22 protein-coding genes are annotated in these 23,117 nt (G+C 61.8%); 4 read left to right on the top strand and 18 right to left on the bottom strand.

The window, feature by feature from the left end; translation table 11 throughout:
* Positions 1–85: 85 nt before the first annotated feature.
* The 4 genes from ACKAMS_RS17215 to eccCa form a co-directional block, all read right to left on the bottom strand.
* A complete protein-coding gene (locus ACKAMS_RS17215) occupies positions 86–379 on the bottom strand; it encodes a WXG100 family type VII secretion target (protein ID WP_003940975.1) in 294 nt (97 codons plus the stop codon).
* A gap of 87 nt (positions 380–466) precedes the next feature.
* Entirely contained in the window at positions 467–880 is a 414-nt protein-coding gene (locus tag ACKAMS_RS17210; protein WP_223257856.1) for a WXG100 family type VII secretion target, read from the bottom strand.
* 70 nt (positions 881–950) lie between these two features.
* The gene (locus ACKAMS_RS17205; protein ID WP_080909776.1) at positions 951–2,453 is read right to left on the bottom strand and encodes a type VII secretion-associated protein; all 1,503 of its coding nucleotides are present in this window, start codon (positions 2,451–2,453) and stop codon (positions 951–953) included.
* Entirely contained in the window at positions 2,450–6,469 is a 4,020-nt protein-coding gene (gene eccCa / locus ACKAMS_RS17200; protein WP_408989322.1) for a type VII secretion protein EccCa, read from the bottom strand. Before eccCa ends, ACKAMS_RS17205 begins: the two co-directional genes overlap by 4 nt.
* 224 nt (positions 6,470–6,693) lie before the next feature.
* On the opposite strand from eccCa, the gene eccD reads away from it, so the two are divergent.
* Positions 6,694–8,160: a type VII secretion integral membrane protein EccD gene (gene eccD, locus ACKAMS_RS17195; protein ID WP_408989290.1), complete on the top strand. Its 1,467-nt coding sequence runs from the start codon at positions 6,694–6,696 to the stop codon at positions 8,158–8,160.
* Positions 8,161–8,174: 14 nt separating this feature from the next.
* Positions 8,175–9,587, top strand: a complete 1,413-nt coding sequence (mycP, locus tag ACKAMS_RS17190; protein ID WP_020906904.1) for a type VII secretion-associated serine protease mycosin — start codon at positions 8,175–8,177, stop codon at positions 9,585–9,587.
* A gap of 14 nt (positions 9,588–9,601) precedes the next feature.
* On the opposite strand, the gene eccB is transcribed toward mycP, so the two are convergent.
* On the bottom strand, positions 9,602–11,068 hold the full coding sequence (eccB, locus tag ACKAMS_RS17185; protein WP_283569689.1) for a type VII secretion protein EccB: 1,467 nt from the start codon (positions 11,066–11,068) through the stop codon (positions 9,602–9,604).
* Positions 11,069–11,165: 97 nt separating this feature from the next.
* On the opposite strand from eccB, the gene eccE reads away from it, so the two are divergent.
* The gene (gene eccE, locus ACKAMS_RS17180) at positions 11,166–12,806 is read left to right on the top strand and encodes a type VII secretion protein EccE (RefSeq protein ID WP_408989289.1); all 1,641 of its coding nucleotides are present in this window, start codon (positions 11,166–11,168) and stop codon (positions 12,804–12,806) included.
* A 16-nt stretch (positions 12,807–12,822) separates the two neighbouring features.
* On the opposite strand, the gene ACKAMS_RS17175 is transcribed toward eccE, so the two are convergent.
* Both ACKAMS_RS17175 and ACKAMS_RS17170 read right to left on the bottom strand, forming a co-directional pair.
* Positions 12,823–13,380 carry an NAD(P)H-dependent oxidoreductase gene (locus tag ACKAMS_RS17175; protein ID WP_279218126.1) on the bottom strand — a complete coding sequence of 186 codons (558 nt, stop codon included), beginning with the start codon at positions 13,378–13,380 and terminating at the stop codon, positions 12,823–12,825.
* A 22-nt stretch (positions 13,381–13,402) separates the two neighbouring features.
* Entirely contained in the window at positions 13,403–13,981 is a 579-nt protein-coding gene (locus ACKAMS_RS17170) for a TetR/AcrR family transcriptional regulator (protein WP_020969046.1), read from the bottom strand.
* A gap of 57 nt (positions 13,982–14,038) precedes the next feature.
* Between ACKAMS_RS17170 and ACKAMS_RS17165 the strand changes: the two genes are divergently transcribed.
* Positions 14,039–15,181, top strand: coding sequence for an acyl-CoA dehydrogenase family protein (locus ACKAMS_RS17165; RefSeq protein WP_020906899.1), 1,143 nt, complete (start codon positions 14,039–14,041; stop codon positions 15,179–15,181).
* Positions 15,182–15,238: 57 nt separating this feature from the next.
* On the opposite strand, the gene truA is transcribed toward ACKAMS_RS17165, so the two are convergent.
* The 11 genes from truA to secY form a co-directional block, all read right to left on the bottom strand.
* The gene (gene truA / locus ACKAMS_RS17160; protein WP_084326077.1) at positions 15,239–16,123 is read right to left on the bottom strand and encodes a tRNA pseudouridine(38-40) synthase TruA; all 885 of its coding nucleotides are present in this window, start codon (positions 16,121–16,123) and stop codon (positions 15,239–15,241) included.
* Between the two features lie 6 nt (positions 16,124–16,129).
* Positions 16,130–16,687, bottom strand: a complete 558-nt coding sequence (gene rplQ / locus ACKAMS_RS17155; protein ID WP_408989288.1) for a 50S ribosomal protein L17 — start codon at positions 16,685–16,687, stop codon at positions 16,130–16,132.
* Positions 16,688–16,716: 29 nt separating this feature from the next.
* Positions 16,717–17,778: a DNA-directed RNA polymerase subunit alpha gene (locus tag ACKAMS_RS17150; protein ID WP_003941016.1), complete on the bottom strand. Its 1,062-nt coding sequence runs from the start codon at positions 17,776–17,778 to the stop codon at positions 16,717–16,719.
* Between the two features lie 120 nt (positions 17,779–17,898).
* The gene (gene rpsD / locus ACKAMS_RS17145; protein ID WP_003940769.1) at positions 17,899–18,504 is read right to left on the bottom strand and encodes a 30S ribosomal protein S4; all 606 of its coding nucleotides are present in this window, start codon (positions 18,502–18,504) and stop codon (positions 17,899–17,901) included.
* 22 nt (positions 18,505–18,526) lie between these two features.
* Positions 18,527–18,940, bottom strand: coding sequence for a 30S ribosomal protein S11 (gene rpsK, locus ACKAMS_RS17140; protein ID WP_003940683.1), 414 nt, complete (start codon positions 18,938–18,940; stop codon positions 18,527–18,529).
* Positions 18,940–19,314, bottom strand: coding sequence for a 30S ribosomal protein S13 (gene rpsM, locus ACKAMS_RS17135; RefSeq protein WP_003940834.1), 375 nt, complete (start codon positions 19,312–19,314; stop codon positions 18,940–18,942). The genes rpsK and rpsM overlap by 1 nt, the downstream gene beginning before the upstream one ends.
* A gap of 250 nt (positions 19,315–19,564) precedes the next feature.
* Positions 19,565–19,678: a 50S ribosomal protein L36 gene (rpmJ, locus tag ACKAMS_RS17130; RefSeq protein WP_003938068.1), complete on the bottom strand. Its 114-nt coding sequence runs from the start codon at positions 19,676–19,678 to the stop codon at positions 19,565–19,567.
* A 90-nt stretch (positions 19,679–19,768) separates the two neighbouring features.
* On the bottom strand, positions 19,769–19,990 hold the full coding sequence (gene infA / locus ACKAMS_RS17125; RefSeq protein WP_003418601.1) for a translation initiation factor IF-1: 222 nt from the start codon (positions 19,988–19,990) through the stop codon (positions 19,769–19,771).
* A gap of 313 nt (positions 19,991–20,303) precedes the next feature.
* Complete coding sequence (gene map / locus ACKAMS_RS17120; protein WP_003940806.1) at positions 20,304–21,101, bottom strand: type I methionyl aminopeptidase; 798 nt, start codon at positions 21,099–21,101, stop codon at positions 20,304–20,306.
* Entirely contained in the window at positions 21,101–21,646 is a 546-nt protein-coding gene (locus tag ACKAMS_RS17115; protein ID WP_003940868.1) for an adenylate kinase, read from the bottom strand. Before ACKAMS_RS17115 ends, map begins: the two co-directional genes overlap by 1 nt.
* The gene (secY, locus tag ACKAMS_RS17110; RefSeq protein WP_020906895.1) at positions 21,643–22,962 is read right to left on the bottom strand and encodes a preprotein translocase subunit SecY; all 1,320 of its coding nucleotides are present in this window, start codon (positions 22,960–22,962) and stop codon (positions 21,643–21,645) included. Before secY ends, ACKAMS_RS17115 begins: the two co-directional genes overlap by 4 nt.
* Positions 22,963–23,117 lie beyond the last annotated feature (155 nt).

Raw genomic sequence — 23,117 nt, 5'->3', positions numbered from 1 at the left:
CCAGCAGGTAAGCGATCGACATGCGACTGCCCCGGCAACCTGACGGTACCGGGGCAGTCGGGGTGTCGTCACGACATGAATGTTGTCAGCGACCGAACCCGTTTGCGGCGATCCGGTCAGCTTCCTGCATCTTCTCCGAGCCGCTCGCCGTCGCTCCGGCGATCTGCGCGAGAACCATGTTCAGTTCTTCGGACGCCTGGGCCCAGCGGCGCTGTGCGTCGTTCCAGGCTTCGGAACCTGCCCCTTCCCAGCCTGCTTGCAGCTTGTCTACGACAACCTTGATGTCGCCCTGCTTGTCGTTGATCGCTTTGGCCTGCTGTTTCATCTGATCGGACAGCATTGCGAGGCCGCCGAAGTCGTACTTGATCCTGTCGGACATAACTGCTCCCGGTTCGGTGTGACTGGAGAGAACTTTGTGAGAACTACTGGCTGAGGACTGCTTGATCGAACGGTGAAGAGCTGACGGTCAGGACATGTTCACCGTCGCGCCGCGAAGCGAGCTGACGTTGTCGTCTTCGGTCGAGTCGAAGGTTCCCGCAGCCTGTTTGATCTGCTCGCAGATGTCGGTCAGAGCAGTGTCCAGCTTCAGGGCCGCGCTGTTGTATCGCTCCATGATTCCTGCGTATTCGACCTGCGCCGCACCGTTCCACGAATTGTGCGAAGCGTCGGCCTCCGACCGAACAGCGTTGACCAGTCCCCTGATGTCACCGAGATGTCCGTCGATGGTCCCCGCCGAATCGATCAATTCAGCGGTAGTTGCGGTAAAGCCCATGTCGTCCCCCTGGATTCGGTGAGTACCGTTCGGTATCGGCGACCACGACGGCTTGTCCGTCGGATGTGCACCGGGGTCGAGCGGAACTCCCTGATGTGCGCTACACATACTTTGACGCGACCTCCGTGCCAACGGTTCCGGCCCGATCGAAGAATGTTTTCAGAACCGACCGATCCGGTCAGGGCGTGAATTCGAGTGACTGCCACATCCGCAGGCAGTCCGCTTCGAGACTGTTCCACTCACCGACCAGATACTGGCAGCCGATACTCACTTGCCGACCGTTGTCGACGTACACGTGCCAACGCACCTCGGAGAAATCGTCCGGAAACTCGACGTACACCACTGCCTGTTTTCCTGCGGCATCGTCGATCACAGAAAACTCTCCGAACCGCAATGGGTCCTCGAACGCCGAAAACTGCTGACGCAAAGCGGCTTCGACGGAATCGAATCCAGCACCTTCCGCAAGACTTTTCTCGATGACCACGATCTTGCGATCAGCGCCGGAACTGGGTATCAAATCGGTGCGCCCGCTCGAGGTCCCTCGTGACAGAAGCTTCCAATCGGAAGGCAGCTCTGCTGCAACGCTCCCCACCTCCACACGCGTGAGTTCCGGCGTGACACCGGACTCGATCGACGGAATCGAAGTCTTCGGCGCAGGCTTTTCCTGCTCTTTCGACGCCTCCACGATCTCGGCTTTGCCTTCCGCCGTAGCTGCAACCGAGTCCGCCAACCGAGAATCGCCTCGATCGCGAGTCGACACCACGACCGTTGCCGCGACCGCAGCGACGACGGCGAGCACCGCAAGCGCCGCCGCGAACCATCGACGGCCTCCGTGCCACCCGCCGACTCGACGGGGCGAGGAGGCAGTCGAGTGCACGGAAGGAATCGACATCGCGCCATCCGGATCGCCTACCCACCCGGCGCCAAAAGCTGAATTGTCGACGATTCGACCGGAACTGTCCCGCGCAGTTGTCTGGCGAACGAGCGTCCGAGGATCCACCAGAGACGACGCCACCCGACTCTCGTCCAGAATTCGAATGCTCGCGTGGCCGTGGACATTCGTCGACCCACGTTCGAGCGAAGCCGCAACGGCATGCGAGCGCGGCCCGACCAACACCACAGCGTCCCGAACCGACAAGTCCCCGATTCCGGAAAACAACCCCGCAGCGTCTGCGATCGCCGAACTTTGTGCCCCGTCGAGTCGGAGTTCACCGTCGACCTCGCTGACAACAGAAGCGACCACCATTCCGCCACGCAGTTCGAGGACGACACACCGTGATCGCCAGGCTGTACGAGCCGACCTCGCCGCCGCGACCGACGTCGGAACGAGGACGACGTCGTGCGCCACTCGCCGTGCGGCATCGAGCAATCGCCGCCTACGTGGGGCACCCCAATCCGAGGGATGGCTGAGATAGAGGATGTCTGCATCGACGATTCCGCACCCGTCCATCGCACTGGAGATCAGCCTGGCCAGCTCCAAGACGGTGGGGACAATCCGACCATCTACGTCGACATAATCGTCGTCGACGTAATCGATCGCATTTTCACCGGTCGTACCGGGACCCGACGCCGGTTCGCGTCTGAGGTCTGCACTGCAACAGAATTCGCGTTGACCCGAGACGACCCAGATATTGGATGCACCCCAATGTAGCGAGACCGACACCAAGGACGGAACGGTCACAGCGGTGGCATCCACGGAACTTGGACAAGTTGGGTTTGCGACCGAGAAACGTAGACCCCACGACCTTCCGGCAATGCCGACGCGCGGACGGTGCCGACGAGATTTCCCTCGTCGCGACTTCCGCTCATGATCAATCCGGCCGGTGCCATGTCGCGAATTCTCGCAATGACCGGCTCGTAGAGTGCTCTGGCCGCGCCACCGGAACGGCGGGCAATCACCAGGTGCAAACCGATGTCCTTGGAATGCGGAATGTACTCGAGCAACGGCGCCACCGGATTACCACTCGGTGTGGCCACAAGGTCGTAGTCGTCGATCAGTACATAAATCTCCGGTCCACTCCACCACGACCTTTCCCGCAATTGCTGCTGTGTTGTTTCGGCGTTCGGCATTCTGGCGGCGACGATCCGAGCCAAGTCGACCATCAACTCACCGAAGGTCGTCGACGACGCCGAGTAACCGCCGAGGTGATTCCCTTCGACCACTCCCAGCAGGGAATGCCGATAGTCACCGATAATCAACTTGGCCTGCGCCGGCGTGTTCGACGCGATGATCCCTTCCGCTATTCCGCGCAAAAGAGATGTCTTGCCACACGCGGTGTCGCCGAATATCAAGAGGTGCGGGTGTTCCCGGAAGTCCATGTACACCGGGGAGAGGTCGGTCTCACCGAGCCCGATCGGCACGGTGAGGCACCGACCGTCGGCCGCACTCGGTGAGGGCCACCGGGTCCCGACAGCTTCGAGAAGTTCTGCCCGCGAGTACGAATCCGGAAGCATCCGCACGGTGGGCGCCGGGCGCGAATTCGACATGGCTGCAATATGTTCGACCGTCGACGCCACAGACCCACCGGAATTCTCACTACCGGGCGAACCGCCGATTCGAGGTAGTCCGGTGAGAAGGTGAAGCCCGTCGCGCGTGATGCCACGACCCGGTCGACCTTCCGGCACCAGGCTGGCTTTCTGGCGACCCGCATCCGAATCTCCCGGATCACCCAATCGAAGTTCGATGCGAGTACCCAGTTGATCCTTGAGTGCCGGCCGGATCTCGGCCCACCTCGACGTCGTGACGATCACGTGCACACCGAAGGACAAACCTTGACCGGCGAGCATGTTGATCTGAGGCTCGAGTGATTCGAAATCCGAACGAACGCTGGGCCAACCATCGACGACGAGGAAGACGTCACCGTACGGGTCATCTCGGAGTCCCGCCGCCACACCTTCCCCGGCAGGATCAGCTGTTCGCAATCCTCGGAAATCAGCCATGGAGTCGATGCCGAGGTCACGAAACAGTCGCTCTCGTTTCGCGACCACACCGAGTACCTCGGCAACCGTGCGGCGGACGCGGTCGGAATCCAAGCGGTTTGCCACCGATCCGACGTGCGGCAGATCTTTCAATCCGAGGAGCGTTCCACCTCCGAAGTCGAGGCAGTAGAACTGAATCTGTTCCGGCGTGTGCGTCATGCTCAGAGACAAGATCAACGTGCGCAAGGCCGTCGACTTTCCCGACTGCGGGCCGCCGACGATCGCGAGGTTGCCCGTTGATCCGTTCAGATCGGCGACGAGAAGATCGCGGCGCTGATCGAACGGCCTGTCGACTACGCCGAAGGGTGCGCTCAGATTTCCGCGAGGTTGATCACCGGCCGCCCACCGCGGCAACAACTGGTCAAGCGTCGGGGATGCCTCGAGCGGCGGTAACCACACCTCGTGCGCGCGTGGACCGTGAGAGCGCATGCGGTCGACGAGGACTCCCATGAGAGTACGTGCATCGTCACCGATTTCGCCCATGTCGATGACATCGGGCTCGACGGGAACGACAACAGCCTCTGGCCCGACCACGGGCGTCGCGGTAAACGGCAGCGGCGCGAGTTCGACGGGGGAATCTACCGAGAATCGAGTGGGCACTATCCGCTCGCCCTCGTACGGGCCTGACACGTATGCACCTTGGAAGCGAACGATCTCCGCAGAATCGGACTTCAGGTATCCGGCACCGGGTGTGCCCGGCAGGTGATAAGCATCGGGAACGCCGAGAACGGAACGGGACTCGTTCGCCGAGAACGTTTTCAAACCGACGCGATACGAAAGATGGCTGTCGAGACCCCGAAGCTTTCCTTCGTCGAGCCGCTGACTGGCCAGCAGCAGGTGAATGTGAAGTGACCTGCCCAATCGCCCGATGGCCACGAACAATTCGGCAAATTCCGGCTGTTGACTGAGCAGTTCGGAGAACTCGTCGACAACCACGAAGAGTGCAGGCAACGGATCGAGTGCAGCGCCGGCCAGCCTCGCCTTCTCGTAGTCAGACACGTTTGCGAAGTTTCCTGCCGCACGCAGCAGTTCCTGTCGACGATTCATTTCGCCGGCGAGTGCGTCCTTCATACGATCGACCATCGCCAATTCCTCGGCAAGGTTGGTGATGATCGCAGCAACGTGCGGCGCCTCCTCCAGGCCGAGAAAGGTTGCACCACCTTTGAAGTCGATCAGGACGAGATTCAGTGCGTTGGGTGAGTGCGTCGCGATCAGGCCGAGCACCAAGGTTCGCAAGAACTCCGACTTACCAGAACCGGTGGCTCCGATACACAGCCCGTGCGGACCCATACCGTTCTCGGCCGACTCCTTCAGATCCAGTTCGACAGGGTTTCCATCTTGTCCGACACCGATCGGCACGCGGAGTCGGTCGCGCCCCTGACGTGGCAGCCAGCCATGCTCAGGATTGAACCTCGCAGCATTTCCTATCCCCAACATCTGGCTCCAGGTCCGAAGGGATCGGTCGTCGTCAGTCGCGTCCACGGCGTTCTGCGATGCCGCACGGAACGGTGCGATGCGACGTCCGAACGACTGCGCCAGGCTCGTCGTCGCGGCGTCAGGCGTCGCAAAATTCTCGACTCCTGCGCTGCTCACCGCGCCGATCTGATCGCTACCGACGACCAGTCGCAAACCGCGTGCCGCCGCCAGCCGCGGGCAGAACCCGCACAGGTCGAGGACGGTCACCGAGTCGAGCCCGGATTCGGACAACAGGCCGGTGTCACCTTCGAGCAAGCCACCGTCCACGACCAACACGAGATGCGGAACGCCCGCACTCGCTGGAGTGTTGCGAGCAAATCGAGCACGCATCGAAAGCGTTTCCCCGAGGGAACTTTCGAACTCGAGATACGAACCGAACACCATGCGTGAAGTGCCGGCGCCGTCCTGAGACTCCGGGTGTTGTACGTGTGGGAGCCACTTGACCCACTCCCACTCGGCTTCGGTATCGGGACCGCACACCACTGCAACTTGGACGGTGTCCGGACCGTGAAAAGTGCACAGCTGCATCAACATCGAGCGGACGAGCGCTCGAGCGGAATCCCTCTGCCCCTCAATGGACATCGCAGCAAATCCGCGAAGCGAGACGGCGGTCGGCAGGTCTTTTACAACCGAATGCGCACGGACGAATCGCCGAAGTGAGACAGCAGCGACGGGTTCGAGATCCTCGACCGGCCCCGTCTCCGGAGATACAAGCCTGGTGGCCAATCGCTGTGTACCCAGACCGACCCGAACGTGGCAGTAGTCCGAGTCGGTGATCTGACGTTCCCACATTCGCACAGTCCCGGCCAGTGTCCAAAGCTGCGACGGCTCGGGATTGCTCCACTCGAGAGCAGCACGCTGCGCACCAGACGTCGCAGCAACATCGCTGCGCATCTGATCCAGGTACCGCAGGTAGTCCTTGCGGTCCTCGTTCGCTTCGGACGCTCGTGCCCCACCGCTACGACCGCCCCCGGCGAGCATCCCGAGCATCGACACCATCATCATGACCGGAAACAGCAGAGACATCGGATTGCGCGCCATGCCGGAAGAGAACATCAGCGCCACCATGCCGATCATGGCAACCACCATGATCACCGGAAGTAGTTTGGTCAGTAGGTTTCCCGGCGTGACGCGAGGAATCTCCGGTGGGGCCTGAAGCGTCACCTCGCCGCCCGGTGTACGCGGCGATTCACGGCGCGCTCGACGCGCAAATCTGACAGTGCTCAATTCACCCACCCCCATCGGTGCTGCAGCTGTTGCCGCCACGCGCCTCGTCCGACTACCGCCGGCCCGCCCCCCAAGGCGTAGTCACGCAATTGCAAGAGAGTAGATCACAACACCGACACTCGGGTCGGTGCCACCTGTTGTCTGCGCTGTCGCCGACACAGGCGCACAGTTCATGTCGTATTGTTCGGGTGAACTGGGGTGACGTGACAGGGGAATCGCGTCATGGGAGGGGACAGATCTTGACCAGCACCACTGAAACCAGCGCTGCGCACACCGCAAACGGACGACGCGCGACCCATTCTGCCGAACTGTGCAGGTTGACGGTACTTTCAGCCCATTCGCAGGTGGATCTTGCGGTGCCGCTTCGTGTTCCACTCGCGGTGGTCATTCCGGGCATTGTGGACACAATTGTCAACCACAGCAATTTCAACGAGTTCGACCACAGCGCCGAACAATTCGAGCCCGTCGACTGGACTCTGTCGAAAGTCGGCAGGGCACCGCTGGCACCGACGCTGTCGCTGCACGAGCATGGAATCCGCGATGGGGAATTGCTCGTACTCGCGGCCGCGGACACCGCTGCCCCGCCCCCACTCTTCGACGACATCATGTACACCGTCGCGGCGACGGATGCAGACATCTACCGACGCTGGACTCCGATCACCGCGCGCATTGTCGGCTCGTCCGCCGCCCTCGTCGCTGCGCTCGTCGCGGCCCTCGCCCTGGTCCTCGGCGATACAGGTCTGATCGGCGCTGTCTGCGGTGGAGTGACGTCTTTGGTGCTCACCGTCGCCGCCGTCGTGGCAGCGCGGGTGTACGGAGACACTGCAAGCTCCATCACGCTCGGATGCACAGCGGTGCCACTGGCGTTCGTCTCCGGCGCACTCTGCGTACCCGGCACTGTTCTTTCTGCTCATCTCCTTCTCGGTTCGGCATTCGCAGCCGCGGTGAGTCTGATCTGCCTCCGTTTGTGCGGTGCCGGATTAGCCGTCTTCACCGCACTTCTCGTCGTCCTCCTTGCTGCGGTGGGCACCTTCGCCGTCGCGACGACGCTTCCCGAGGCGCGCACCGCAACCGTCAGCAGCGCGGTGATTGCCGCAGCATTGATCGTTCTCACGTTCACCGCTCGACTGTCGATGCTGTTCGCGCGATTACCGCTTCCCCCGGTTCCGACGCCGAGTAATCCCCTCGACGACGATCGCGACGGACTGCCCGAGCCCGAACTGCCCGGGCTGACCGAGTTGACTGAAAGGGCAGGGCGGGCTCGTAGCTACCTGACCGGACTGATCGTGGCCACGTCAGTGGTCGCGCTCACTGCCGCAGTCGCGCTCGCGTGGTCCTGGCCCGGTCAGGGAATCGTCTGGCCGAACCTTGCTCTCGCATTCGCGACGGCCGTCGTGCTGATGTTTCGCGGGCGCACCTACGCGGGCGCACATCAGGCGGTCCCACTCATCGCGGCAGGCATCTCGGTGATTCTCGTTCTCCTGGGCGGCATGGCATGGACCCATCGCGACCATGCATTGGTCGTCTTCGCCATCACGATGACTGTTCTCCTCCTGTCACTGATTCTGGGAATCCTCGCCCCCCAGAACACATTCAGCCCCGTGATGCGACGCGCGGCCGAACTGTTGGACCTCGCTGCGATTGCAGCAATCGTTCCGCTGATCTGCTGGGTCAGTGGGCTCTTCGCGCTCATGCGCGGTCTCTGAGCGATCGGATCTCGATGGTGATTCGACGCGCGACGAACATCTGTGCCGCACTCGTGATCGTTGTCTTAACAGTCCTCGCCGGGGCGGGTGGCGCATCGAGTGCGGTTCCTTCCCCCATCGATCCTGCAATGCTGCCGGAGGACGGTCCACCCGCGCCTCCCCAACCCACCGAACAACGAACCCTGTGCGTCCCCGCCGTAGCGGGTGGTGACGGCGCGGATATTCCACGTTCTCAACAGGATCTGGGATTCGATTCGGTGTGGTCGATCACCCGAGGGGCAGGGCAGCGAATTGCTGTCATCGACACCGGCGTCAGCAGACATCCCCGGCTACCGGCCCTCGAAGGCGGCGGTGACTATGTCGGGACCTCCGACGGCACCGACGATTGTGACTCACACGGAACAGTCGTCGCCGGTCTCATCGCCGCCGAGCAGGTCGACGGTTCCGGATTTTCCGGAGCTGCGCCGGACGCACAGATCATCTCGATCAGGCAGTCCAGTGCCGCTTTCTCGGTGGCCGGCCAACGCGAAGACCCTGCCGTAGCCGAGAATTCGTCTGGCTACGGAAACGTCGACACCATGGCACTGGCCGTACGTCACGCTGCTGACTTGGGTGCAAGCGTTATCAACATCTCCGAGGTCGCTTGCAAGCCTGCCGGGGACGGGATCAACGACCAACGACTGGGCGCTGCAATCGAATACGCCACGATCGCGAAGAACGCCGTAGTCGTCGCTGCTGCAGGGAACGTCGGATCCGGAGGTTGCAAGAACCAGAATCCACCGCCGGATCCCCTCGATCCACAAGCCGATCCATGGAACTCGGTTACGACGATTGCCAGTCCTGCCTGGTACGACGACTATGTCCTCACCGTCGGGTCGGTCGACCCCAATGGCACCGCCAGCTCCTTCAGCCTCGGCGGTCCATGGGTCGACGTTGCGGCGCCCGGCACCGGAATCATCTCACTTCACCCGACGTCGCCTGGTCTGACCAACGGAGTCTACGGCTCCGACGGCGCCGTACAGTCGTTCAACGGGACCAGTTTCGCTGCGCCCTATGTCGCGGCAACCGCCGCGCTGGTCCGGTCGGTTCACCCGGAACTGACTGCACTTCAGGTCATGCAACGTATCGAAGCCACCGCCCACGCCCCGGCGCAGGGTTGGAATCCCTACGTCGGTCACGGCGTCATCGATCCGCTCGCCGCAGTAACGGGCGAATTGGCACCGGGGGAACGCGTCAAGGTCAATCATCAGTCGGTAACGATCGATCCCCTACCCACGCCGCCGGCCCCCGACAACCGATCTCGCGACGCGGCACTCGTCGGAGCCGGAACGGTCGGCACCCTAGCCCTACTGACGCTGTTGGCGTCGATGCCCATTCGTCGAGTAATTCGTCGGAGACTTCCCGAACGACGGGACGTCGATCTCTGAACCGTCAACGGTGTTCAGTTCACTGGAGCGGCCGGCGTTGAATCGGGGGCGACTCCGTCGTGAGCTATCAGTGCATTCCTCTTCTCGAGCGCCGGACCTGATGCAAGTAGATCGAGTATCTGCCAAGGCGCGCGATCAGGCGTTCGCGTCAATCCGAGCGCGCGAGCGGAGGTTTCGTCCGGTACTCCGTATTTCACACCGGTATCCGCTACGTAGAACACTCCGTCGTGCCTGGTGCTGTTCGTCTCGATTCCGGTCGCTTGAACAAACCCACCGAAGCCCTGTCCGACGTGGACGCTGTCGAGATTGTCGCCCGATCCGTCCGCCTGCGCCAAGGACACCAACTTGCCACCCGCCGGGATCGGAACCTGCAATCCAGCGACGAGTTTCAATGTTGCAGAACTACTTTCGCCGCCCTCGACTGCAGGCGAGGGAGCCCATTCCAGACAGCCGACAGGTGCGCCATGATCATCGACGATCTCCGGAACCACCTGCGGCAACGAGTCGACGGCCAGCTCCCTCACCGAGGGAATACGACTGATGGCGTCAGGGGTGACGCTCGCGATCCCGGTGGCGCCCTGCGAATCCGAGAAGTAGATCAGTTGGGCGAGCGCCGCACCGACCTTCTGGATACCGTTCTCGAGCACCACGTAGTACTGCAGGTCCGCGCCCACCGAAACCTGAACGACGGAGCCGACAGTCTTGTTCTGCAGCGGGAACCGGGGCGCTGATCCCAGTTCGCGGATTCGCGGAGCCTCGATGCGCGGAACTTCGGGGATCGAATTGAGAAATCCGGCACTGATCGGTCGCGCCTGTGCTCCTTCCAGCCCCAAAGCCCGCATGATCGCCGGATTGTCCACATCGATTTCCGCTCGCTTCCCGTCGTATACGAGAAAGTGATCGGAACCCGACTTCACCAGGAATGCACGGTCCCTCGTCAGATATGTCGTGTTTTCACCGACATTGGACGATCCGACCAGGACCGAAGTCGTCAACGATTTTCTCCCGTCGGATCCGACGGAATCGCATACCGTCCACAAGGCGTTGCTCGGGTCGGCTGATTCCGGCAGCGCGGACGGTGCGCCGGGAATGCCGACGAGCGCGCCCCTCGGTTTCGCCTCGACCTCAGACGCCTTGACTATTGCCGGTTTTACTGGCGAACCCAGAATCAGTCGGGCGGAGGCCAAGTTCAGCACAGGGCGAAAAGTACCCTCCATGGCGACGAACATTGCGCCAGATTCCTTTGCAACAACGATTTCTGCATCGCCGATTTTATCCTGAGGTCGAAACAGAGCGAGTACCGCGCAACCCGCCAATCCCAGTGCAGCGAGGACTATTCCGACGGTGAAGGCGCGGGACTGTGACCGCATCGGATCGTGAAGCATCCGCACGTCTCGTCTGACCAGCGCATGTTCCATCCGCCTGACCAAGAATCGGTACCCGTTGACCTGCCAGCGCGTGGTAGGTGTTGCAGCCATCATTCCCCCCGTGCCTTACATCCCCTTGCGAAGACACAGTACAGTTTGGCTGGGGCGGAAATTTTCGGGTAGTTCGCAGGTCAGGTATCGGGGAGGAACCGTGGACCGATCGCGGTTGAAGCATTGGCCGTCGTCACACAGGATTTCGACGCACGAATTCGTGTCGGCACAGATTCTCGGAATCAGTGCAGGCGGAATCGCGACGGCCAGTGGGCCGGATTGGCTCTGGGCGCTGGCAATCGGTTGTGTGGTTGCCGGATCAATGCTCCTCCATGTGGGCGGTTGGTCGGTAATGTCCTGGATTGTCAAGTACTTTCGCTATTTGCGCCGCAAAGACGTCGACGGCAGCACGATCGTCAGTTTTCACACTCCCTCCGAACAGTCGATCGGGCTCCGAGTGGACGGATCTTCACTCGTCGCCGTCGTCGAGATCGCTCCCCCACGCGACTACCTGACCAGGATCGGGCGTCATTCATTCGACGCTTCCCACCTTCTGCCCACAGCAGCCCTGGTCAATTGTCTGCATCAGCACGACATCTCACTCACCGGCATCGACATTGTCAGTCATGGATACCGCGCCGCATCAGGAACGCCGGCCACCGAAGTCTACGAACGTCTCATCGGGCCACTACCAGCCACCGCCACCAGAAGTGTTTGGCTTGCACTACGTTTCGACGCTTTGGAGGGTCGTGCAGCAGTCGAACGCCGAGGCGGGGGCGAACAGGGCGCGGGCCGCGCGATCGCTGTTGCCGCCAATCGTGTCATCCGGGTACTCGATTCAGCGGGATGCAAGGCGCGGATCCTGACCGCACCGGAGATCGCGTCGTCCACTGCCCAGGTCGCAAGAGGAGTCGCCAGCCACGAGGTCACCGAAACGTGGCGAAGTACCCCCTTGCCTGGTGTGTCCAACGTCGGATACGGAATCGAACCCCGTTTCATCACCAACTCGACCCTGACCCGAGTATGGGCAGTGGCAACGGTCGGGACGTCCGTGACAATTCGGTTGCGCCCCACGGGCGAACGCGGAGAGGCGAAGGTCAGTGCGACATGTCGCTTCACCACGCGCAATCCACCTGAGAACGCACCGCTGGCCGGTTTGGTCTCGCTACGTGGGCGCCAGCGCGACGGATTGCTGACCAACCTGCCAACCGCATTGGCCGCGCTGGACCGCATCACGCCGCACATTCGCATGGACGGGGGCACACTCGACTCACTCGCTCTACCTCTTGCCGGGTGCGGCCAGCTCATCGGCTCGGACCGAAACGGGCACGGTGTCGCGGCCAGAATTTCGGGGCCGGGCGTCAACACCGTTTTTGTCGCCGGCGAACTCTATCTGGCTCAGCAATTGATCTTTCGAGCCATCGCGACCGGCGCACTGGTACTCATCCACACCGATCGACCGGAAGCATGGACCGCGCTCACCGACTCCATGGGAGTGCCTGACCGACTCCGCGTGTCCGGGCAGGGTGGTGGGCTCGGGGGCGCTTTCAACACGGTCGTGTTCGACGGAGTCGAGGGGTTACCGCCGCGTGCCGGCGTGACCGCGATCTACGTGTACGGACATCCACGCCAATGGCCTCGGATCGACCCTGAAATATCGATAGTCCAGCCATTCGCACTCGGTGACAAGATCACAGTCGAAACCGGCCGCACGCGCGTCGAACTGACTCTGGTAACCATTGCTTCCGAGACCTCGTTCATCGGCCGTCCTCGAGCCGGCGACGCTCACCAGATGGCGTGATCGCGTATGTCCAAGATCAGCCAGGATAGGGATCACTCGCACGCTGCATCCGCAATCCGCTCCCCCACCAATGCAATTCACGAATCATCTTCTCGCTGGCATCGATCGCAATCGAATCGACGCCGTACGGCTCGTGTCCGAATTGCTTGCGTACCCGGTGAATGGTCACGCTTTGACGCACCGAGACCATGTGCAGCTCCGCCACTACTTGCCTCAGTTGTTCGACGGCCCGAACACCACCTGAAATCCCGCCGTAGGACACGAATCCGATCGGCTTGGCACGCCACTCGTGTTTCACGGAATCGAATGCGGTCTTGAGGGCAGCCGGGTACCCGTGGTTGTATTCGGAGGTCACAGCAACAACAGCATCGGCTCGTCCGATTCGCTGGCGGAAAACCTCCGTGGCAGGTGAATCCGAGAAATCCTGGGGCAACGACAGCTCTCTGAGGTCGATCACCGATACGTTCCACGACTGGTTCGCGGTTGCGCGCTCGACAAACCAATCCGCCACTGCTCGTCCTATTCGCCCCTCGCGGACCGAACCTACGATGACTTCGACCTTCAAAGGTGCCATGAACGTCGATGCTAGCGACTCGTCACGCAGTGATCCCGTCCGTGATGAGTGCGGCCAGTTCCCGATACGCGCTGGCATCGTCCAACCCGGTAGCCCGATAGACCGCGCGTTGCTGGATCCGAACCATTGTCGCTGCGGCCGCATCAGCGACAAATGACGCGTGTACCCGCCGGAATGCGCCCGAATCCACTCCCTCGACGATGAGCGCTCGCACACGATCCGCGGCGATCGACGTGTTCTTCTCGTAAACCTGACTCGCCGACACCGATTCAGCCAGGTCTTCCATGAATTGACGGGACGCCGCGGTCAGTTGATCACCGACTGCTTCGAGATACACCGCAACTCGACGAGTGGGTGTCGACTCGGCAGCGACGGCACTCTCCACCGCATCGGTCGCGGCACGGAAGAAGTGCACCGTCACAGCCCGCACCAGATCCTCTTTGCCGGCCGCCACGGTGTACAAGGTGCTCTTGGAGCAGTGCAGACGAGCTGAGATCTCGTCGAGCGTGAGGTGGGCGAAACCCTCGCTCAAGAACAGTTCGACCAATTGATCGAACAACTCTGCCCTGCGCGCAGTCGTCTTGTGAACCAGCCTTGCCATACGCAAGACAGTACTGCAGTATCGTTCCCAGTACTACTACCTAGCTAGGAGCCGACCGTGCCCGTCGAACGCCTGATGCCCAGCCAAGAAGCTCGCGATCTCATCGAACTGACGCGTGATGTCGCGGACAAGGTACTCGCGCCCAAGGTCAACGAATACGAGAAGGCCGAGAAGTATCCCGAAGGCGTGTTCCCCGCACTCGGACAGGCAGGCCTGCTGAGCCTTCCGTATCCCGAGGAATTCGGTGGCGGCGATCAGCCGTACGAGGTGTACCTCCAAGTCCTCGAAGAGATCGCCTCGCGCTGGGCAGCGGTTGCAGTGGCGGTGAGCGTGCACAGCCTCTCGTGCTTCCCACTGTTCACCTTCGGCACCGACGAACAGAAGGCCCGCTGGCTGCCGGACATGCTGGGCGGCAACACCATCGGCGCATACAGCCTTTCCGAAGCGCAGGCCGGATCCGACGCCGCCGCATTGTCGTGCAAGGCGACGGCCACCGACGGTGGCTACCGCATCAACGGCTCGAAGGCCTGGATCACCAACGGCGGCAAGGCAGACTTCTACAACCTCTTCGCCCGCACCAGTGACGACGGCTCTCGCGGCATCTCCTGCCTCCTGGTGGACAAGGACACCGAAGGCCTCAGCTTCGGCAAGCCCGAGGAGAAGATGGGACTGCGCGCGGTCCCCACTGCATCCGCGAATTACGACGACGCCTTCGTCCCTGACGAGCGGTTGATCGGTCAGCGCGGCCAGGGATTGCCGATCGCCTTCAGCGCGCTCGACTCCGGCCGACTCGGAATCGCTGCTGTTGCCGTCGGAATCGCTCAGGGCGCACTCGACGACGCGGTCGCCTACGCGAAGGAGCGCAAGGCATTCGGCAAGCGGATCATCGATCACCAGGGACTCGGATTCGTGCTCGCGGACATGGCGGCCGCAGTTGACTCCGCTCGTGCCACTTACCTCGATGCAGCCCGCCGCCGCGACGCCGGAGTTCCGTACTCGCGCAACGCCAGCGTCGCCAAACTCGTTGCCACCGACGCAGCAATGAAGGTCACCACCGACGCCGTTCAAGTATTCGGTGGGTACGGCTACACCCAGGACTTCCCCGTCGAGCGCTACATGCGCGAGGCCAAGATCACGCAGATCTTCGAGGGCACCAATCAGATTCAGCGTCTGGTCATCGCGCGCCAATTGGCGGGATAGTCGTCTACATGAAATGCCCTCCCACGCTGAGTGGGAGGGCATTTTCTATCAAGGCGGTCAGTCCCCGCAGCACCCGCCCGAAGACGGAATCTCGCGGGTTTCACGGGTAATCGCGTTGCGGGCAGCCAGTTCCGAGTAGTCGGGGTAGTCCACGCGAACCAACGAAAGTCCGTGCGCCGGCGCAACGAGGATCGAACTCGACCGCGACGTTTCGTCGAGCAAACCTGCCACCCAGTCGGCGGTGCGGCGTCCCTCACCGACTGAGAGGACTGCCCCGACAAGACTCCGGACCATCGACCAGCAGAACGCATCGGCATTCACGTACGCCGTGAACACCGTGCCCTCCTGCGCCCAGTCGAAGCGTTGCAACTCCCGCACCGTCGTAGCGCCTTCTCGACGCTTGCAGAATGCCGCGAAGTTGTGCAGGCCCAGAAGCCGATTCGACGCTTCTTGCATCGCTGCGAGATCGAGTGGTTTGGGGTACGACACCGTATCGCGTGCGCGTAGGGGTTCCACTCCGAATGCCGCGTTGGTCACCCGATACTCGTAGTAGCGTCGCATCGCCGAGAAGCGCGCATCGAAGTCACCCGGAACCACCGAGATCTGTTTGACCCGAACGTCCTTGGGCAGGAAGCGTGCAAGTCTGCGCACGAGTCGCGACGGATCGTCGGGGAGCAACTCGCCCGGGACGTCGACGTGCGCTACCTGCCCCGTGGCGTGAACGCCGGCGTCCGTGCGACCGGCAACAGTCAGCTGAACCGGTTGCCGTAGTACCGTTCCCAACTTGTCTTCGATCTCACCGCACACGGTGCGCAGATCGGTTTGACGGGCCCAGCCCGAGAAGTCGGTGCCGTCGTAGGAGATGTCCAGCCGCAATCGAACGAGCCCGCCGTCCCCGATGGGGGCGGCGGGCTCGTTCGATTCAGCGTGTGCCGAAACCAAGGGAGACTAGTCCTTCTTGGCCTCTTCGGCCTCGGGAGCGTCGGNCGCAGTTGCGGTCTCGTCCTCGATAGCCTCGACGACTGCGTCAGCGTTCTCGACCTCAGCCTCGGTCGCGTCGGCCTCTACGGCCTCGACGACGTTCTCTGCGGCGGGAGCTTCCTGCGAGGACTTGACGCGACGAGCGCGGTCAGCCTCGGAGGTGACGGTCTTTTCCTTGACGAGCTCGATGATTGCCATCGGAGCGTTGTCGCCCTTGCGGGGGATCGTCTTGATGATGCGGGTGTATCCACCGTTACGGTCCGCGTAGAACGGGCCGATCTCGGCGAACAGGGTGTGAACGACATCCTTGTTGCGGATGACCTTCAGCACCTCACGACGGTGAGCCAGCGTGCCGGCCTTCGCGTGCGTGACGAGCTTCTCGGCGTAGGGGCGCAGTGCCTTGGCCTTGGACTCGGTGGTGGTGATGCGACCGTGCTCGAAGAGCGCGGTAGCCAGATTGGCGAAAATCGCCTTCTGGTGGGAAGCCGACCCGCCGAAGCGGGCACCCTTCTTGGGCTTGGGCATGATGATCTCCTAGTAAAGGACCTGAGCTGCTACAGCTGTTCGGTCTCGGCGTAGTCCTCGGTACCTTCGGCATCGCCGAAGGAACCGGCATCAGTGTCACTCCACGTTCCGGTGGCGGCGTCGTAGCCGGCAACGGTGGTGGGATCGAAGGATGCGGGGCTGTCCTTGAGGGACAGGCCGAGCGAATGCAGCTTGACCTTGACCTCGTCGATGGACTTCTGTCCGAAGTTGCGGATGTCGAGCAGATCGGACTCGGTACGGCCGACAAGCTCACCGACGGTGTGAACACCTTCGCGCTTGAGGCAGTTGTAGGAGCGGACCGTGAGGTCCAGATCCTCGATGGGGAGTCCGAAGGAAGCGATGTGATCGGCCTCGGCGGGCGAGGGTCCGATCTCGATTCCTTCTGCTTCGACGTTCAGCTCACGGGCCAGGCCGAAGAGCTCAACCAGGGTCTTGCCCGCCGAAGCGAGCGCGTCCCGTGCGGTGATGGAGTTCTTCGTTTCCACGTCGAGAACGAGCCGATCGAAGTCGGTGCGCTGTTCGACGCGAGTGGCCTCCACCTTGTAGGTGACCTTGAGCACCGGCGAATAGATCGAGTCGACCGGGATACGGCCGATCTCTGCGCCGGACGCCTTGTTCTGGACGGCGGGGACGTAGCCACGACCGCGCTCGACAACGAGCTCGATCTCCAGCTTTCCCTTGTCGTTCAGGGTGGCGATGTGCAGATCAGGGTTGTTCACGGTGACGCCTGCCGGGGGCACGATGTCGCCTGCAGTAACAGCGCCGGGGCCCTGCTTGCGGACGTACATGGTGACCGGCTCGTCCTCTTCGGAGTTCACGACGAGGCCCTTGAGGTTCAGGATGATGTCGGTGACATCTTCCTTCACTCCCGGGACGGTGGTGAACTCGTGGAGAACGCCGTCGATACGGATGCTGGTGACAGCAGCGCCGGGGATCGACGAGAGCAGCGTGCGGCGCAGCGAATTGCCGAGCGTGTACCCGAAACCTGGCTCCAGGGGCTCGATGACGAACTTCGAGCGGTTATCAGCGATGACCTCTTCGGTCAGCGTGGGTCGCTGAGAAATGAGCATTGGTATTTCCTCCTGTACGGACGTCCACTATTTGACGCCCACGATGGGAAAGGGCCTGCGGCCCTGTGAGTGGTTGAGGAGTCCGGAGACTCCTCAACCACTCACGGGGTGCGAAGCGCCTTACTTCGAGTAGTACTCGACGATGAGCTGTTCCTGCAGAGCGATGTCGATCTGCGCGCGCTCGGGAAGCTGGTGAACCAGGATCCGCAGACGCGAGCCGACAACCTGCAGCCACCCGGGAACCGGGCGATCGCCGACGGTCTCACGCGCAACCTGGAACGGAAGCGTGGAGAGCGACTTCTCCTTGACATCGATGATGTCGTACTGCGAGACGCGGTAGCTCGGGATGTCGACCTTCTTGTTGTTCACGAGAAGGTGACCGTGCGTGACCAGCTGACGTGCCTGACGGCGCGTGCGAGCGAGGCCTGCGCGGTACACGACGTTGTCGAGACGCGACTCGAGGATGCGAAGCAGGTTCTCGCCGGTCTTGCCGGGGCGGTTGTTCGCCTCCTTGTAGTACAGGCGGAACTGCTTCTCCATGACGCCGTAGGTGAAGCGAGCCTTCTGCTTCTCCTGCAGCTGGAGCAGGTACTCGCTCTCCTTGATACGCGCGCGGCCGTGCTGTCCGGGCGGGTACGGGCGACGCTCGAATGCCTGGTCGCCTCCAACGAGGTCGACGCGCAGACGACGCGACTTGCGGGTGATGGGTCCGGTATAACGTGCCATTTTCTTCTACCTATCCTTCCCGCTATACCCGACGCCGCTTGGGCGGACGGCAGCCGTTGTGCGGCTGGGGGGTTACATCGGAAATGGTGCCGACCTCGAGGCCAGCAGCCTGGAGGGAACGGATTGCGGTCTCGCGACCGGATCCCGGTCCCTTGACGAAGACGTCAACCTTCTTGACACCGTGCTCCTGCGCCTTACGGGCAGCGCTCTCAGCAGCAAGCTGAGCGGCGAAGGGAGTCGACTTACGCGAACCCTTGAAGCCGACGTGTCCCGAAGACGCCCAGGAAATGACATTTCCGGCGGGGTCCGTGATGGACACGATGGTGTTGTTGAAGGTGCTCTTGATGTGAGCGGCGCCGTGCGGGATGTTCTTCTTATCCCTGCGACGCGTCTTCTGGGTCTTCTTCGGACCGGTGCTACGTGACTTCGGGGGCATTACTTCGCCTTCTTCTTGCCGGCAATGGTGCGCTTCGGACCCTTACGGGTACGGGCGTTGGTCTTGGTGCGCTGACCACGCACGGGCAGACCACGACGGTGGCGCAGGCCCTGGTAGCAGCCGATCTCGATCTTGCGACGGATGTCGGCCTGAACCTCGCGGCGAAGGTCACCCTCGACCTTGAGCGACTCCTCGATGTACTCGCGGAGCTTTGCCAGGTCCTCGTCCGAGAGGTCCTTGCTCCGGAGATCCGGGCTGACGCCGGTGGCGTCAAGGATTTCCTTGGAGCGGGTACGGCCGATGCCGTAGATGTATGTCAGTGCGATCTCCATACGCTTTTCGCGAGGAAGATCAACACCAGAGAGACGTGCCATGGTGGCATTTCCTTATCGGTGTGCGGAGGTCTGCTCCCAGCCCTTCCCCTGTGCCTCTTGCCGAGTACCGACGCCCGAAGGCGCAGATGATCTCATCAACTAACTCAGTGGGGCCCCGGCCTCCGTGCCGGGGGTGAACCATTGTCCGACCTTGGCGATCGGTGAACGATCGCGTGGGGTCTCGTCAACAATGGCTGGTACTGGGAGGTCTTCTTTGCTTGTTGCCAAGCAGATCTTCGAAAAGCTAGATCTAGCCCTGACGCTGCTTGTGACGCAGGTTCTCGCAGATCACCATGACTCGACCGTTACGGCGAATCACTTTGCACTTCTCGCAGATCTTCTTGACGCTCGGCTGAACCTTCACGTCTTCTGATCTCCTGTTTTGTCGCAGCCCGCCGCGATGAACCGCGGCAGACATACTTCTCCCTGACCCAGGTCAGGTCCGGGAAGTTCGTTACTTGTAGCGGTAAACGATGCGTCCGCGCGACAAATCGTAGGGCGAGAGCTCCACGACAACGCGATCTTCCGGGAGGATGCGAATGTAGTGCTGACGCATCTTTCCGCTGATGTGGGCGAGGACCTTGTGGCCATTCTCGAGCTCAATGCGGAACATCGCATTGGGCAGCGGCTCGACTACTCGTCCTTCGACCTCGATGGCCCCGTCTTTCTTAGCCATATCCTCCGCGATCCGTTTGGTTTGGCATGCTTCGTGCATCGGCTTCCGTTACATTGGCACGCAATGGAAAGATCGTCGGCACTTCGGGGGCCCGATCCCGGAGCGATCCGGGCGTAGGCACACGAACTATCGACGCGCATAGCGCACCGCCTAGCCATGTTACGCGATGTAAACGACCAGGCCAAATGCGCCTCCGGTCAGGGTGACGACGCACACCGCTCCCCCATCGAAAAAGTCCCAGCCTCGACATGAGGCTGGGACTTCTCGAACGTGAATCATGCTCGCTGCCAACACTTGTCAGCAACGGCGTCAACTACTCCGGCCGGAGTGTCAGAATCCGCGGACCGTCCTCGGTCACAGCGACAGTGTGTTCCCAGTGCGCCGCACGGGACCCGTCGGTCGTCACAACGGTCCAGTCGTCGTCGAGAATCACCGTGTCGGTGGTGCCGAGCGTGAGCATCGGCTCGATCGCGAGGCACGATCCGACAACCAGTTCAGGACCCTTACCCGGGGCACCTTCATTGGCGAGGAACGGATCCATGTGCATTTCCCGACCGATTCCGTGTCCACCGTATCCGTCGACGATGCCGTAGGAACGACCGTGCAACTTCTCGGCGGCATGAGTACCGACCTCGATCGCGTGCGAAACATCCGTCAGACGGTTACCGGCGATCATCGCCGCGATCCCGGCTTCCATCGAAAGCCGAGTGGCTTCGCTGAGTTCCTGATCGGCGACGCTGATCTCACCGACTCCGAACGTCCAGGCAGAGTCACCGTGCCAACCGTCGAGGATCGCGCCACAGTCGATGGAAACGAGGTCGCCTTCAGCCAGGATGTCCTGAGCTGAAGGGATCCCGTGAACGACGCGATCGTTGACCGAAGAGCAGATCGAACCGGTGAAGCCGTGGTACCCGAGGAACGAGGGCACGGCGCCGGCGTCACGAATGACCGATTCTGCGACCGCGTTCAATTCCAAAGTGCTGACACCGGGCTTTGCCGCAGCGCGCACCGCCACCAGCGCCGAACCCACGATCGCACCGGCAGCAGCCATCGCGTCGAGTTCGCCCGCGGAGCGGAACGGAACAACCTTGCGTTTACGCCCGAAGACCATTACTTACCCAACGCTGCCAGGGCGCGTGCGTTGACCTCTTCGACCTCGCCGATCGCGTCGACGGAGACGATGCTGTCCTTGTAGTAATCGAACAGCGGTGACGTCTCGTCGCGGTAGACCCGGAGTCGGTTGCGAATGACGTCCTCGGTGTCGTCTGCACGACCGCGGGCGAGCATGCGCTCGACCACGATGTCCTCGTCGACAACAAAAGAGAGGACACCGTCGAGCTTGGTGTCGAGATCCTTCAAGATTCCCTCGAGTGCCTGAGCCTGTTCGACCGAGCGCGGAAATCCGTCGAGAAGGAAACCGTTTGCTGCGTCCGGTTCTGCGACGCGAGCCTTCACCATGTCGTTGGTGATCGAACTCGGTACGAGTTCGCCGGCGTCGATGTACTTCTTTGCTTCCACACCGAGAGCGGTGGCCTGACCGATGTTCGCGCGGAAGAGATCACCCGTGGAGATATGGGGAACGCCGAACTTCTCGGACAAGATAGCGGCCTGGGTGCCCTTGCCGGCACCGGGAGGACCAAGGAGGACAAGTCTCACTTGAGGAACCCTTCATAGTTACGCTGCATTAGCTGACTCTCGATCTGCTTCACGGTGTCCAGGCCGACGCTGACCATGATCAGCACCGCGGTGCCACCGAACGGCAGGTTCTGCGCGCCGCCGCCATTCCCGATGTCGAGGAACAGGTTGGGCAGAACAGCAATGGTGCCGAGGTAAATCGCACCCGGAAGGGTGATGCGACTCAGCACGTAGTTGAGGTAGTCCGCGGTCGGCTGACCTGGTCGGATACCGGGGATGAAGCCGCCGAACTTCTTCATCTCGTCGGCGCGCTCTTCGGGATTGAAGGTGATGGCGACGTAGAAGTACGTGAAGAAGACGATCAGGCCGAAGTAGATCGCGATGTACACCGGGTTGGCCGGGTTCACCAGGTAGGTGTTGATGAGGCGCTGCCACCAACTGGGGTCGACCGCTGTACTGGCCGAAGTCAGCTGTGCGATCAAGTTCGGGAGGTACAGCAGTGAAGACGCGAAGATCACCGGGATGACGCCGGCCTGGTTCACCTTCAGAGGCAGGTACGTCGAGGATCCGCCGTACATCTTGCGTCCGACCATCCGCTTTGCGTACTGAACCGGGATCCGGCGCTGACCCTGCTCGACGAAGACGACACCGGCGATGATCAACAGCGCTGCGAGGCAGACGAAGGCGAAGACCAGTGGACCGCGGCTGTCGAGAATCGACTTGCCCTCGCTCGGGATACGCGATGCGATACCGGCGAAGATGAGGAGCGACATACCGTTACCCACGCCACGTTCGGTGATGACCTCGCCGAACCACATGACCATGGCAGCACCGGCAGTCATGACCAGCACGATGATGGCAAGACCGAAGATCGACTTGTCGGCGATGATGTCGTCACAGCCCTGGAGCAACTGTCCGCGTGCCGCAAGAGCGACGATGCCGGTCGACTGCAGGATTGCCAGAGCGATGGACAGGTAACGCGTGTACTGCGTCATCTTGGCCTGACCGGACTGGCCTTCTTTTCGAAGTTCCTCGAACTTCGGGATCACCACGGTCAGCAGCTGCACGATGATGCTTGCCGTGATGTACGGCATGATGCCGATCGCAAAGATCGACATCTGCAGCAGAGCGCCACCGGAGAACAGGTTGATCAGCGAGTAGATACCTGCTGAGTCACCGGAGTTGGCGATATCGATGCACTGACGCACGCGGCCGTAGTCGACACCTGGGGACGGAATGAGAGCGCCGACCCGATACAGAGCCACCAAGCCGAGGGTGAAGAGGATCTTCCGCCTCAGGTCTGGGGTCCTGAGGGCCGAGACGAAGGCGGAAAGCAAAGATCCTCCTGGCACGACGGTAGGGAGACAGATCGTTTGACCTGTCGAACTTTTGAACTCTAACAGTGAGCATTTGGGAACTAAGCGGGCAGACCACGAAAACCGGGTAAGCCGAAGATACATTTGCCACTCGGTGACCAGAATACTGGCCCATC

The organism is Rhodococcus sp. 5A-K4, from assembly GCF_046097995.1.
Taxonomy (GTDB): domain Bacteria; phylum Actinomycetota; class Actinomycetes; order Mycobacteriales; family Mycobacteriaceae; genus Rhodococcus_F; species Rhodococcus_F erythropolis.
The sequence above is the reverse complement of the archived record's forward strand: the minus strand, read 5'-3'. Positions and strand labels throughout refer to the sequence as shown.

Excerpts from the sequence above, each read along its gene's own strand:
- ACKAMS_RS17215 (WP_003940975.1), bottom strand. The coding sequence starts at position 379 with ATGTCCGACAGGATCAAGTACGACTTCGGCGGCCTCGCAATGCTGTCC.
- ACKAMS_RS17210 (WP_223257856.1), bottom strand. The coding sequence starts at position 880 with ATGTGTAGCGCACATCAGGGAGTTCCGCTCGACCCCGGTGCACATCCG.
- eccCa (WP_408989322.1), bottom strand. The coding sequence starts at position 6,469 with ATGGGGGTGGGTGAATTGAGCACTGTCAGATTTGCGCGTCGAGCGCGC.
- mycP (WP_020906904.1), top strand. The coding sequence starts at position 8,175 with ATGGTGATTCGACGCGCGACGAACATCTGTGCCGCACTCGTGATCGTT.
- eccB (WP_283569689.1), bottom strand. The coding sequence starts at position 11,068 with ATGATGGCTGCAACACCTACCACGCGCTGGCAGGTCAACGGGTACCGA.
- ACKAMS_RS17175 (WP_279218126.1), bottom strand. The coding sequence starts at position 13,380 with ATGGCACCTTTGAAGGTCGAAGTCATCGTAGGTTCGGTCCGCGAGGGG.
- ACKAMS_RS17170 (WP_020969046.1), bottom strand. The coding sequence starts at position 13,981 with ATGGCAAGGCTGGTTCACAAGACGACTGCGCGCAGGGCAGAGTTGTTC.
- ACKAMS_RS17150 (WP_003941016.1), bottom strand. The coding sequence starts at position 17,778 with ATGCTCATTTCTCAGCGACCCACGCTGACCGAAGAGGTCATCGCTGAT.
- rpsD (WP_003940769.1), bottom strand. The coding sequence starts at position 18,504 with ATGGCACGTTATACCGGACCCATCACCCGCAAGTCGCGTCGTCTGCGC.
- rpsK (WP_003940683.1), bottom strand. The coding sequence starts at position 18,940 with ATGCCCCCGAAGTCACGTAGCACCGGTCCGAAGAAGACCCAGAAGACG.
- rpsM (WP_003940834.1), bottom strand. The coding sequence starts at position 19,314 with ATGGCACGTCTCTCTGGTGTTGATCTTCCTCGCGAAAAGCGTATGGAG.
- infA (WP_003418601.1), bottom strand. The coding sequence starts at position 19,990 with ATGGCTAAGAAAGACGGGGCCATCGAGGTCGAAGGACGAGTAGTCGAG.
- map (WP_003940806.1), bottom strand. The coding sequence starts at position 21,101 with ATGGTCTTCGGGCGTAAACGCAAGGTTGTTCCGTTCCGCTCCGCGGGC.